10 protein-coding genes and 1 riboswitch are annotated in these 12957 nt (G+C 35.7%); of the genes, 5 read left to right on the top strand and 5 right to left on the bottom strand.

Annotated elements, in window-relative coordinates; all coding sequences use genetic code 11:
• Nucleotides 1-27: 27 nt before the first annotated feature.
• A riboswitch (SAM riboswitch) is annotated at nt 28-131 on the bottom strand.
• 90 nt (nt 132-221) lie between these two features.
• The 5 genes from HH304_RS12545 to HH304_RS12525 all read right to left on the bottom strand — a co-directional run bounded on the left by HH304_RS12545 (nt 222) and on the right by HH304_RS12525 (nt 7347).
• Entirely contained in the window at nt 222-1127 is a 906-nt protein-coding gene (locus tag HH304_RS12545) for a Ppx/GppA phosphatase family protein (protein ID WP_169682088.1), read from the bottom strand.
• Nucleotides 1127-3274, bottom strand: coding sequence for a polyphosphate kinase 1 (gene ppk1 / locus HH304_RS12540; protein WP_169682087.1), 2148 nt, complete (start codon nt 3272-3274; stop codon nt 1127-1129). The genes HH304_RS12545 and ppk1 overlap by 1 nt, the downstream gene beginning before the upstream one ends.
• A gap of 84 nt (nt 3275-3358) precedes the next feature.
• Entirely contained in the window at nt 3359-5305 is a 1947-nt protein-coding gene (gyrB, locus tag HH304_RS12535; RefSeq protein ID WP_271711606.1) for a DNA topoisomerase (ATP-hydrolyzing) subunit B, read from the bottom strand.
• Nucleotides 5306-5411: 106 nt separating this feature from the next.
• On the bottom strand, nt 5412-5789 hold the full coding sequence (locus HH304_RS12530) for a CoA-binding protein (protein ID WP_169682086.1): 378 nt from the start codon (nt 5787-5789) through the stop codon (nt 5412-5414).
• Nucleotides 5776-7347 (bottom strand): NAD(P)/FAD-dependent oxidoreductase, encoded by a 1572-nt coding sequence (locus tag HH304_RS12525; RefSeq protein WP_169682085.1) that lies wholly within the window; start codon nt 7345-7347, stop codon nt 5776-5778. The genes HH304_RS12530 and HH304_RS12525 overlap by 14 nt, the downstream gene beginning before the upstream one ends.
• A 236-nt stretch (nt 7348-7583) precedes the next feature.
• On the opposite strand from HH304_RS12525, the gene HH304_RS12520 reads away from it, so the two are divergent.
• The 5 genes from HH304_RS12520 to HH304_RS12500 all read left to right on the top strand — a co-directional run bounded on the left by HH304_RS12520 (nt 7584) and on the right by HH304_RS12500 (nt 12936).
• Nucleotides 7584-8798 carry an acyl-CoA dehydrogenase family protein gene (locus HH304_RS12520; RefSeq protein WP_169682084.1) on the top strand — a complete coding sequence of 405 codons (1215 nt, stop codon included), beginning with the start codon at nt 7584-7586 and terminating at the stop codon, nt 8796-8798.
• A 185-nt stretch (nt 8799-8983) separates the two neighbouring features.
• A complete protein-coding gene (locus HH304_RS12515; RefSeq protein ID WP_169682083.1) occupies nt 8984-9610 on the top strand; it encodes a carbonic anhydrase in 627 nt (208 codons plus the stop codon).
• A gap of 97 nt (nt 9611-9707) precedes the next feature.
• Nucleotides 9708-10595 carry a mechanosensitive ion channel family protein gene (locus HH304_RS12510; protein ID WP_169682082.1) on the top strand — a complete coding sequence of 296 codons (888 nt, stop codon included), beginning with the start codon at nt 9708-9710 and terminating at the stop codon, nt 10593-10595.
• 134 nt (nt 10596-10729) lie between these two features.
• Entirely contained in the window at nt 10730-11440 is a 711-nt protein-coding gene (locus tag HH304_RS12505) for a response regulator transcription factor (RefSeq protein ID WP_271711605.1), read from the top strand.
• Nucleotides 11437-12936 carry a sensor histidine kinase gene (locus tag HH304_RS12500; RefSeq protein ID WP_169682081.1) on the top strand — a complete coding sequence of 500 codons (1500 nt, stop codon included), beginning with the start codon at nt 11437-11439 and terminating at the stop codon, nt 12934-12936. The genes HH304_RS12505 and HH304_RS12500 overlap by 4 nt, the downstream gene beginning before the upstream one ends.
• The last annotated feature ends 21 nt before the right edge of the window (nt 12937-12957 follow it).

Raw genomic sequence — 12957 nt, 5'->3', positions numbered from 1 at the left:
TCAAGAAAGAGTTTCAGGTAGGCTTGAAACTTATCTTTTCCTGGAATTACCAGGATGGGAGTTAGCACCAAGTTTAACCAAGGTTGCTAAGACGTCAAAGGGCCCAATCCCTCAGTCTTTCTTGATAAGCGAATACAAAATAAACGAATGATAATGAAATAATAAAATTTTTAGGAAATTATTAACCAATCAACTCGAATATTAAAATCAGGAAGTGTGTTTTAAACTTTTAATGCAGGTTTTTGGTCGAAATGTCTATCAATTAATTTTTGAATCATTCCATCTTTAAGCCCAACTGTCGGTACTATCATAGTATCAGCGCCGGCCCATTCCATAGCAGCAAGATAAATATCTGCTGCAGGTAAAATCACATCGGCCCGGTCTTCATTCAGGTTTAACAAGTAGACTCTTTCTTCATATGACATTTCCGAAAGCCGGGATTTAACTTCTTTTATTTGATCAATAGTAACCTCTCCTTTCGAGCCATTTTCTGAAAGATCCATTATTTTACTGATATTTCCACCGGTACCAATTGCCGAAACAGGTAATCCTTTTTTATTATATTTTTCCAGTTGGTCACCTATCCATTGATGAATCTTTTCCCATACTTTAGGACTTTCAAAATGCCCAAGACTTCTGACCGATCCTAGTTTAAAAGAATGTGCGATCAGTTTTTTCCGGTTCCTATAGATATTTAATTCAGTACTACCTCCACCAACATCAACGTGTATAACAATATTTTCATTGAGGTACTGCTTCAATGCATTATTTATCATTGAAGCTTCTTCGTCACCATCAATAATCCTGATTTTCAATCCGCAAGACTCTTTAACTTTTGTAGCAATTTCAGGACCGTTATCTGCTTCTCGCATTGCTGATGTGGCACATATCAAGTAGTCATCAACCTCATACAAATCCATCAAGCTTTTGTAGACATTCATTAACTCTATGAATTTCTCGACACGCTTCTTTTTGATCCTGCCGTATTTGAACACATCCTTACCCAGACGTAATGGGAACCTGACATATTCTAATTTCTTACTATAGACTTCCTCCCTGAATACCTGTGCGGTATTCACCTGAAACCTAATTGCATTCGAACCAATATCTACTACAGCTAATTTCATTATATACTTAACAGGTCTATATCTTCAAGTTTATCTTCAGTAAGATGATAAAATGCTTCGTGTACATTAATCTTTTCTTCTTCAGGAGCAGCATTTTTCATATCATAAGAACCATCACTGTTCATCTTATATGAATTTACATTATCCAGAAGATTATAATAAAGGACATTTATAAGATATTTCTTAATTAATGGATCTTTTATTAAAAATAGTGACTCCAATCTTCTATCAAGAGACCTAACCATAATATCAGCACTTCCACCGTAAAGCTTCTGGTCACCTTGATTATGGAAATAATAAATTCGAGAATGTTCAAGATAATCTCCAACAATTGATATTACCTTAATATTCTCGGAAAGACCTTCAACTCCCGGCTTCAAACAGCACATCCCTCTAACAATCAACCTGATTGGCACTCCAGCTTTTGATGCCTCATAAAGTTCATCTATAATTATATCATCCTGAAGGGAGTTAATCTTGACAACAATACCTGATTCTTTACCTTCCTTGGCATTTTTTGCCTCTATACGTATAAGTTCTATCAACTGATGTCTCATATCTCGAGGTGCAGTTAGTAGAGTTTCATACCCTCCTGGTATTGAATGTCCTGTAATAACATTAAAGAATTCTGACACATCATGAGCGTATTCAGAACGGGTAGTCAACATTCCTATATCGGTATATAATGTAGCAGTATCTTCATTGTAGTTCCCGCTAGCAAGGTGTACATAAGATGTAACCTTTTTACCCTCCTGACGAACAATATTTAGAAGCTTTGTATGTGTTTTTACAGCACTCAAGCCATAAATCACATAACAACCAGCCTTTCTCAAAGTGTTTGCCTGTTTGATGTTATTTTCTTCATCAAATCTTGCTTTCACTTCAAACAATACTGCAACGTTCTTTCCATTTTCTGCAGCTTTCAACAATGCTGCTACAATCCGGCTATCTTTCGCAAGTCTGTAGATGGTCATTTTTATCGAAAGAACCTGAGGATCCTCCGCAGATTTCTCCAATAATTCAATTAGCGGACTAATGCTATTATATGGATGGTGAAGAAGAATATCTTTTTCCTTAAGAACCTCCATCAGGTCCTCGTTATTTCTGGCATTATAATTAATCGGATCTCTTGGTTCCGGAGACTTAGGCAACAAATGCTTAAACTCAGTATGTTTGATTAACTGCCAAAAGCTGGTAAAGTCAATTAAGCCACCAACAGGAGCCTTAAAAATATTAAAATCTTCAAGGTTCCATCGCTTCTTAAGAAAGCGCAGAAGGTTTTTATTATATTTTGATTCAACCTCGATTCTAACGACCCGTCCCGTCTGTCTGGTTTTAAGTTTGCTTTTTAATTCATCCAGAAAGTTAGTTTCGATATCATCACTTTCTTCCAAGGTAAAATCACCGTTACGTGTCAACCTGAATAAATCAGCGGAGATAATTTCTACGTTTCTGAACAACCAGCTTATATGTTCACGAACTATTTCTTCAATTGGAATAAATACAACTTCTCTTTCCCTTCTGATTTCAAAAAATCGCGGCAAATTATTTGGAATCTGGATAAAAGAAATTTTGCTCCTTGCGGTATTCTTTTTACTCATCTGGATACCATTACCGCTACTTTGGGTAACTACTCCAAAAACGAGCACCTTATTCATAAGAATAGGAAAAGAGTGCATTCCATCATAGGTCATTGGAGTAAGCATAGGAAATACGGTATCTTTGAAATAATTGGAAACCTTTTCCTTTTCCCGCTTATGCAAACCACTAAACTTGACAATTCTTAACCCATAATCTTTAAATAAAGGAGTGAGTTCCTTACAATAAGTACTCATTTGCAGATTAAAGAACTTATGAGACTCGTCAAACAGTTTATCTCTAAATGTGTATTCACTTAGTCCCGAGTAGTCAATTCGCTCTTTTCCAAAGTCTATATAATTATATAAACTACCCACCCTGATCATAAAAAATTCATCTAGGTTGGAACTGGTAATCGCTAAAAACTTAAGCCTGTCAATTAGTGTCCTGTTTGTTTTCCTTGCCTGGTCAAGTACACGATAATTAAACTGCAGCCAGCTTAAATCCCTGCTGATATATTTGGATTCCTGAATTAACTCTTCAATCTTCTTAGAATGAATCGTTGCCATTGGATAATCGGGTTAAGGTTAAAAAAAAGCCCCATGCATATGGGGCTTTTAAATTACATAATTAAAGTTTTATTTTCATATAGATCAGACATCGAGATTTGCATATTTTGCGTTTTTCTCAATGAACTCTCTTCTTGGTGCTACTTCGTCTCCCATTAATACTCCAAACAGGTGATCTGCTTCAGCAGCTGAATCAATTGTAACTTTGTTAAGTGCCCTGTTTTCAGGATTCATGGTTGTTTCCCAAAGCTGTTCAGGGTTCATCTCTCCAAGACCTTTGTAACGTTGAACACCAACACTTTCTTCCTTACCATCGCCTGCCATTTCCTTCGTAATTTGCATACGTTGTTCTTCTGACCAGCAATATCTTACGTCTTTTCCTTTTTTCAATTGATATAAAGGAGGAAGAGCAATATATAAGTAACCACTTTCAATAAGGTCTCTCATATATCTGAAGAAGAAAGTTAGAATTAATGTACGAATGTGAGATCCATCAACATCGGCATCAGTCATGATTATCACTTTATGATACCTTAATTTCACCATATTAAGTGCTTTTTTATCTTCTTCAGTACCAAAAGAAACACCTAATGCAGTAATTATATTTTTGATTTCTTCGTTCTCATATATTTTGTATTCCTGAGCTTTTTCAACATTAAGAATTTTACCTCTTAATGGAAGAATAGCCTGGAATCCTCTGTCACGACCTTGTTTTGCTGATCCACCTGCAGAGTCACCCTCCACTAGGTACAGTTCACATACTTTAGGATCTTTTTCAGAACAGTCAGCAAGCTTTCCTGGTAAAGAAGTTGAAGTAAGTACATTCTTACGCTGTACCATTTCCCTTGCTTTCCTTGCAGCCTGACGTGCCTGTGCAGCAAGAATTACTTTCTGAACAATCGCCCTTGCTTCTTTCGGGTTTTCCTCAAGATAATCCGATAAAATTTCAGAAACAGCACTATCTACATACCCCGAAACATCAGAGTTACCTAGTTTCGTTTTGGTCTGACCTTCAAATTGAGGTTCCTGAACTTTAACAGAAACTACCGCTGTAAGACCTTCTCTGAAGTCATCACCAGTAATTTCCACCTTAGCTCTTTCAAGAAGACCTGAACGGTCAGCATAGCCTTTTAAAGTTCTTGTTAAGGCTCTTCTAAAACCGGCAATGTGAGTTCCTCCCTCTATCGTATTAATGTTATTCACATAAGAAATAACATTTTCTGAATAAGAAGTATTGTAGCTTAGAGCAAGTTCCACTGGAACTTCACCATCTTCTTTATTAATATAAATTGGTGCTGGAATAAGCTTTTCTCTTGATTCATCAAGATATTCAACAAACTCCTGTAAACCTCCTTCAGAAAAATATTCACTGTAAAGGAAGTTTCCATTGTCATCAGTATCCCTTTCATCGGTAAGTGTCAGGCGGATACCTGCATTCAGATATGCTAATTCTCTTAATCGAGAAGCAATTGTTTCATACTTATATTCAGAAACAATGAAAATCTCATTATCAGGTTTAAACCAGATGGTTGTTCCGGATTTATCCGTTTTACCAATCTCTTCAACCTGAGTCTGAGGAGCACCTTTAGAGTAGCTTTGAGTCCAGATTTTACCATCACGATGAATAGTAGCCTTCAAGTCAGTTGAAAGTGCATTCACACAGGATACACCCACACCATGAAGACCTCCGGAAACTTTGTAAGTATCTTTATCGAACTTTCCACCTGCGTGAAGAACAGTCATTACAACTTCTAATGCAGATTTATTTTCTTTTTTATGAATATCTACTGGAATACCACGTCCATCATCTTCAACTGTAATACTGTTGTCTTTATGGACAGTTACAGATATATTTTTCGCATACCCGGCTAATGCCTCATCGATCGAGTTATCAACAACCTCCCAAATCAAATGGTGAAGACCTTTGATTCCAACATCACCGATATACATTGCAGGTCTTTTTCTTACCGCTTCAAGACCTTCGAGAACCGTAATATTACCTGCCGAGTAGTTATTTTCTTTTTCCGCCAAAATTATCTCAATTTTGAATTATACAAACATTCAAAAATACGCAATAAAGTGCTAAAAACAGATTTATTAACGTGTTATTTTCAAAAATAATAAATCTATCAATCAATCAAAATTGCCCTGTGGACAGCATCACCAGTGTACATGCTTCAATCGTCTCTATACCAGCCTGTTCCGCCTTTTTATAGAACTCAAAATTTTCAGTTCCCGGATTAAATATTATCCTCTTTGGCTTTAGTGAAATTATATAATCCATCCATTCGTCCTGATGCCTTGGTCCTATATACATGGTAACCGTATGAACTTCCTCAACAGATGGTTTTTCTTTTATATCTTGAATCTCTTCTCCAAATACTTCACCTTTTTTTATTCCTACCGGAACAAATGGCACATCATAGGAAGCAAACATATCGGCTGCTTTGAAGGCAAACCTTGCCGGATTTGGAGTAGCTCCTATGATTACAGTTTTCTTATCATTTAGACCCATATGATTCTATCAATTTTTCTACACATCTTTCACCATCCATAGCCGCAGACATAATTCCTCCGGCATACCCTGCCCCTTCTCCACAGGGATAAAATGCTCTGATTCTCACGTGCTCCAAAGATTCTTTATCCCTCGGAATACGAACTGGAGATGATGTACGACTTTCAACTCCAATTAGCTGAGCATTGTTGGTAAAGTAAGATGGCATTTTCCTTTTAAAATTCAAAAATCCCTTCCTCAGCGATTCAGCTACGAACTCTGGAAGATAATCACGTAAATCTGCAGATACTAATCCAGGTTGGTAAGATGTATCTTTTAGGGAAGCAGTAGTTTTCTTGTTTACAAAATCTATCATTCTTTGAGCTGGAGCCTTTTGAGTATTCCCTCCTGATTCAAAAGCTTTTTTTTCTACCTCAGCCTGAAACATCATCCCTTTAAGTGCACCAAACTCTTTATAAGCATCCAGATCGTGATCTGATACTGTCACTACCATTCCAGAGTTGGCATATCGGCCATCTCTTCTACTTGGACTCATCCCATTAACAACTTGTTCGCCTGGAGCTGTTGCAGAAGGAACAATAAATCCACCCGGACACATACAAAAACTAAAAACTCCATACCTCCCTGTTTTTAAATCGACTTGAGTTTTTATACTATATGCAGCCGGAGGTAAATATTCACCTCTGTCCTTTGCGTTATATTGCATACTATCAATCAAGGTTTGCTCATGCTCTATCCTAACCCCTAATGCAAATGGTTTAAACTCAATATCAACGCCCTTATTATTAAGGATGCTAAATATATCCCTTGCCGAATGCCCGGTTGCCAGTACTACACCAATTCCTTCATAAGACTTGCCGGAAGCAGTCACAACACCACGCATTCGTTCATTATCGATAATAAAATCGGTAACTCTGGTATTAAAATGAATTTCCCCTCCTGCCTTTAATATACTATTTCTCAATTCGGCAACAAGTGGAGGCAATTTGTTTGTTCCAATATGAGGATGAGCCTCATATAATATGTTTTCTCTGGCGCCATGAGCAACTAAAATTTCGAGAATTCTCATTATATCACCCCGCTTTTTACTTCGGGTATAGAGCTTTCCATCTGAATATGTCCCTGCTCCGCCCTCCCCAAAGCAATAATTACTTTCCGGGTTGACTATATCATGTTTATTTATTGCTGCAAGATCTCTACGCCTCTCTCTGACATCTTTTCCTCTTTCGAATACAATTGGTTTAAAACCTAATTCCACTGCCCTTAAAGCTGCAAATAATCCGGCAGGACCTGCTCCAACAATTAGAACTACTGGTCGGTTTGATACATCTTGATATTCTCGCTGTTCAGGAATTAGCGAAGGAGCCTTTTCATCAATAAAAACATCAACAGTAACGTTAATTACGATTTGCTTTCTACGGGCATCGATCGATCTTTTACGAATTAGGTAATCGATCCTGTTTTCTTCATAACCCGTTTCGGAGGAAATAAATTTCTTTAACTCTACCTCATCATAGGCTATATGTGGAGGGAGTTTCAGTGATAATTCTTTCATCATTTGGTAAGGGAGTTATCCTTAAAATATCTGCAAAAATACACTCATTAAAGTACATTTTCCTATTTTCATTAATCAAATAATCTTTCAAATATTCTTCTATAAACTAAGGGGTATACCAAATCATAAATTTCATACCTCAGTATTTAAATTTTATTTTTTTATTCAATAGAATATTATCCAAATTAAAATGTCTTTGTAAATTTGATGAACTTGAGAAACAACAAACCTAATAATTCATGAATACTGAAACAGCTGCGGAAAATAAAAAAGCAGTAAAACAGGATCTATTTGAATCTCCTGATTTTTACAACATCGACGATCTTTTAACTGAAGAACACAAATTAATCAGATCATCAATAAGAGATTTTGTTAAAAAGGAAATCAGTCCCTATATCGAAGACTGGGCAGAAAGAGCACACTTTCCTTATGAAATCGTGAAAAAATTTGGTGACATCGGAGCCTTTGGGCCTACAGTACCAGAGCAATATGGTGGCGGCGGTCTTGACTATATTAGCTACGGTCTTATTATGCAGGAAATTGAAAGAGGTGACTCAGGTATGAGATCAACAGCCTCTGTTCAAGGATCATTGGTAATGTACCCTATTTATAAATTCGGATCAGAAGAACAAAAGAAGAAATACTTACCAAAACTAGCTTCAGGTGAAATGCTTGGATGTTTTGGCTTAACAGAGCCTGACCACGGTTCAAACCCTAGTGGAATGGTTACCAATTTTAAAGATATGGGTGATCATTATCTATTAAATGGTGCCAAAATGTGGATTTCAAATTCACCAAAAGCAGATATTGCTGTTGTATGGGCTAAAAATGAAGAAGGAAGAATTCATGGTCTGATTGTAGAAAGAGGCATGGAAGGATTCACTACTCCTGAAACTCATGGAAAATGGAGCCTTAGAGCATCTACTACTGGTGAATTGGTATTTAATGATGTAAAGGTGCCTAAAGAAAACCTTTTACCTGGTAAAAGTGGGTTAGGTGCTCCAATGAATTGTTTAGATTCGGCAAGATATGGTATAGCATGGGGTGCAATTGGTGCAGCGATGGATTGCTATGATTCAGCTGTAAGATATTCTAAAGAAAGAATTCAATTTGGAAAACCTATTGGGGGATTTCAGCTTACTCAAAAGAAACTTGCAGAAATGCTTACTGAGATCACCAAAGCTCAATTATTAAACCTGCGTTTAGGCCAGCTTTTTAATGAAGGTAAAGCAACTACTGCCCAGATTTCCCTTGCAAAAAGAAACAACGTTGAAATGGCATTAAGAATTGCAAGAGAAGCCAGACAAATTCATGGTGGTATGGGAATTACCGGTGACTACCCTATTATGAGACATATGGCTAACCTGGAATCTGTAATAACTTATGAGGGAACTCATGATATTCATTTATTAATTCTCGGAAAAGAGATAACCGGAATTCCGGCATTCGAATAACAATTAAGCCCTCATCTGAGGGCTTTTTTTATAACTAAAAAGTTCAGGATTCATTTAAAAAGTAAAATATTTTCTTATTTTTCGTTCATCCTACCGGGAGTTTTAATAGTTTAGAAACCAATAAAATGCTATTGTAATTAGCTTTTGATAGGTATATTTGAAAAACACATAAAAAATAATTTATAATGGATATAAATCAAATATTTAAGAACAATGAGAATTGGGTAAAAGAAAAGCTTGGTGTTGATGATCAATATTTTGAAAATCTTTCTAAGGGTCAAAGTCCTGAAATATTATATATAGGTTGCTCAGATAGTCGTGTGACTGCTGAAGAATTAATGGGAGTTGGTCCCGGGGAAGCATTTGTACATAGAAACATTGCCAATGTTGTTTCAAATCTTGACATCAGTAGTGCTTCTGTTATAAATTATGCTGTTGCGCATTTAAAAGTTAATCATATAGTTGTTTGTGGTCACTATTATTGTGGTGGAGTTAAAGCAGCAATGGATTCAGTAGATCTTGGAATTCTAAACCCATGGTTAAGAAATATTCGCGATGTATACAGAATTCATAAAGATGAATTAAATGCTATATCTGATGAAGATGATAGATATAGACGTTTAGTTGAACTTAATGTTCAGGAACAATGCGTAAACGTTCTGAAAAAGGCTGAGGTTCAAGTTGCTAGTAGAGAACGAGGAATTACGGTTCATGGCTGGGTCTTTGATATCAGAACTGGAAAAATTGTGGATCTGAGTATTGATTTTAAAAAGATCCTGGATGAAATACGAGAAATATATCACCTGGATTAAGATATTAAGGGGCTTTGCCCCTTTTTTTATATTTAGTAATTCATCTCTTTTTATGACATATTTATTAATTTGAAAAAGGCAACCCAAACCTTGAAGTATGTTTAAAAAGATAAAGGACTCCTTTATAGATCAGCTAAACATCTATTATGATGAACTTATAACAATCCTACCTAAACTATCTGTAGGAATTATTATTTTTTTAGTCTTTTATTTTCTTGCTAAGGGAGCACAAAGATTTCTGTCCCCTCGCCTAGCCAAAAAGTTTGATGATGTGGTAATGGGTAAATTCATAACAGATATCATCTTTTATTCGATCCTGCTAATTGGTGCACTATTTTTTCTTCAAATTATAGGCTATGGCCAAATGGTTGTTGGAATATTTTCAGGAGCTGGTGTTGCTGCAATTATTTTTGGGTTTGCATTTAAAGATATCGGTGAAAACTTTATTGCAGGGGTTATCATGGCATTTAATCGTCCATTTAAAAAGGGAGATTTAATAAAAGTTGGTGAAGAAAAAGGAAGAGTTCAGGCTATGACCTTGAGGTCTACCCGAATCAAAACTTATGATGGAAAAGATATATTTATTCCAAATGCCACAATTATAAAAGGTAACCTTACCAACTATACTGTAGATGGTTTCCTTAGATATGAGATATCTCTGGGAATGGATTATGGAACAGATTTGGCAAAAACTGCTGAAATAATTATAAACACAGCCTTAAAAATAGATGGAGTTTTGAAAGAACCGGCTCCATCGGTATACTTAACCGATTACGGCACTAACACGGTTAACCTGAAATATACAATATGGGTTGATTTATTTGACCCGACATTTCGTCGATTTGATATAAAATCAAATGTTATGATGAGTGTCTGGAATGCATTAAATGATGCAGGATTTAATATGCCTGGTAACATTGTTGAAATCAAAAACTATTCAACATTCCCTTTTAAAATATCAACTACAAAAGACAATCCTGAATAGACGTCTTCACGACATAAGCATCTGATTATTGATTTCTGGTAATTATTAATTGAATTATTTCCATACATTTATCAAAAACAGAAATGTAAACATACTGTGATACTTCTGTGATAAATTTTACCTTCTTTTAAATAATGAAAAAAGTATTAGTTATAGAAGACGATCCGGAAATTGTAAATCTTTTAGAAATCCACCTAAAAGATCTGGATTGTGAAGTAATTAAAGCTTACGATGGCAACTCAGGTGTTGAAAAAGCTTTTTCTAAAGATCCAGACTTGATAATTCTTGATCTCAGTCTCCCTGAAAAAGACGGATTGAATGTATGTCGGGAAGTCAGGGCAAAGCAAAGTACTCCTATAATTATGCTCACGGCAAAATCTGAAGAAATAGACAGAGTTTTAGGTCTTGAAATGGGCGCCGATGACTACATAACTAAACCTTTTAGTATAAGAGAGTTTATCGCCAGAGTGAAAGCAATATTCCGTCGAACCAAAATGATCGAAGAAAGCATTTCTAGCACTGAAGAAAAAACTCTGAACTTTGATGAGTTAACAATTGACATTGACAAAAGAAAGGTAATAGTAAGGAATGATAAAGTGGAGCTTTCTCCTAAGGAATTTGAATTGCTAACATTAATGGCTTCCCATCCCGGAAGAAGTTACTCAAGATCAGACCTTTTAAAATTAATATGGGGTTATGATTTTGATGGATATGAACATACTGTTAACTCTCATATAAATAGATTAAGAGCCAAGATTGAACCAGACATGAATAATCCCAAGTACATTAAAACCACCTGGGGAATTGGCTATAAGTTTAACGAAGAAGTAATTACCACAGCATGAATACCAAAGACACCTTATCTAATAGATTTATAAAAAAATTGATGATGACGTTTTTCTTCCTGATTATTTTTATGGGAAGTATATACGTTTTAGCTTCATTTTACTTCACTTCAAAACTTTATCATGAAACTACACAGAAATTAAATGCGAATGTAGCCAACCATTTAATTGAAGAAAAATTTCAAAATGAAGCACCATTTCTTGAAGACGGATCAGTAAACAAACCACTTTTCGGAGATATCATGCATGATATGATGGCTGTCAACCGATCTATTGAAGTTTATCTTCTCGATAAATCCGGAGCTATTTTATACTCCGTAGTATTAGATCATTCTGACCCGGATGCTCCTGTTCAAAAAGTTGACACTAAGCCTATTGAAAAATTCATAGCTACAAATGGTGAGAAATACATTGTTGGCGATGATCCAAGAAATATTAATGAAGAAAAAATCTTTTCAGCGGCTGAATTCAATATTGATGGTCATGAAGGATACATTTATATAATCCTGGAAGGACGTGAACAAGAGGTTGTATTTAGCTCGCTGCTTTCAGGTTATTTCACAAGGCTTAGTCTTGGCGCCATGGTAATTACAATGGTATTTACACTTTTAGTTGGCTTTGCCGCATTGTATTACCTTACAAGGAACCTGAGAAATATCATTAATTCAGTAAAACGGTTTTCGGAAGGTGATTATGGTATCCGTATTGCTAACGCTAAACAGTCTGATTTATCCGTATTAGCTGAAAATTTCAATTCAATGGCTGATACAATTGTAAAAAATATGGAGGAGATTAAATCTGTTGATAATTTAAGAAGAGAATTAATCGCCAATGTATCCCATGATTTAAGAACACCACTTTCAATAATGAAGGGCTATGTGGAAACCTTACAAATGAAAAAGGAATCCCTCAGTGAAAATGATAAAGAATATTATTTAAAAATAGTTCAGGATAGTTCTGAAAAGCTATCAAACTTGATCACCCAGCTTTTTGAATATTCAAAACTCGAGTCTAAGCAAATCGAACCCGAAAAAGAACCCTTTGCAATTACAGACCTTGCAATGGATATAGTAAACAAGTTCAAACTAAAAGCAGAAAAGAAAAATATTAATATCTCAATTGAAAGTAGTTCCGAGCAATTGCCAATGGTGTTCGCTGATATCAGCCTGGTTGAAAGAGCTATTCAAAACCTGATAGAAAATGCTTTGAAATTCACACCTGAAAATGGTGTGGTAAAACTTCTCCTTTCAAGATCTGATCATGATGTTAAAATCACGGTTTCTGATTCAGGCCCAGGTATGAGCGAAAAAGAACAAGCCATTATTTTTGAGCGTTACAGGCAAAATGATAGCAGTGCCAAAAGAGAAGGTGCCGGTCTTGGATTAGCAATCGTTAAAAAGATCATGGAACTGCATGATACTGCAATCAAGATTTCTTCAAAACCGGGAAAAGGAAGTGCATTTAGCTTCAGGTTAAAATCTTACCCTGTCGGATAATAAATCTTAGTACTCATATTT

This window comes from Marinigracilibium pacificum, from assembly GCF_012926615.1.
Classification (GTDB): Bacteria; Bacteroidota; Bacteroidia; order Cytophagales; family Cyclobacteriaceae; genus Mangrovivirga; species Mangrovivirga pacifica.
This window is presented reverse-complemented; position numbering and strand designations above follow the sequence as displayed.

What these genes read in the sequence shown, in the direction of transcription:
- HH304_RS12545 (WP_169682088.1), bottom strand. Translation starts at nt 1,127, where the DNA reads ATGAAATTAGCTGTAGTAGATATTGGTTCGAATGCAATTAGGTTTCAG.
- ppk1 (WP_169682087.1), bottom strand. Translation starts at nt 3,274, where the DNA reads ATGGCAACGATTCATTCTAAGAAGATTGAAGAGTTAATTCAGGAATCC.
- HH304_RS12530 (WP_169682086.1), bottom strand. Translation starts at nt 5,789, where the DNA reads ATGGGTCTAAATGATAAGAAAACTGTAATCATAGGAGCTACTCCAAAT.
- HH304_RS12525 (WP_169682085.1), bottom strand. Translation starts at nt 7,347, where the DNA reads ATGATGAAAGAATTATCACTGAAACTCCCTCCACATATAGCCTATGAT.
- HH304_RS12520 (WP_169682084.1), top strand. Translation starts at nt 7,584, where the DNA reads ATGAATACTGAAACAGCTGCGGAAAATAAAAAAGCAGTAAAACAGGAT.
- HH304_RS12515 (WP_169682083.1), top strand. Translation starts at nt 8,984, where the DNA reads ATGGATATAAATCAAATATTTAAGAACAATGAGAATTGGGTAAAAGAA.
- HH304_RS12510 (WP_169682082.1), top strand. Translation starts at nt 9,708, where the DNA reads ATGTTTAAAAAGATAAAGGACTCCTTTATAGATCAGCTAAACATCTAT.
- HH304_RS12505 (WP_271711605.1), top strand. Translation starts at nt 10,730, where the DNA reads ATGAAAAAAGTATTAGTTATAGAAGACGATCCGGAAATTGTAAATCTT.
- HH304_RS12500 (WP_169682081.1), top strand. Translation starts at nt 11,437, where the DNA reads ATGAATACCAAAGACACCTTATCTAATAGATTTATAAAAAAATTGATG.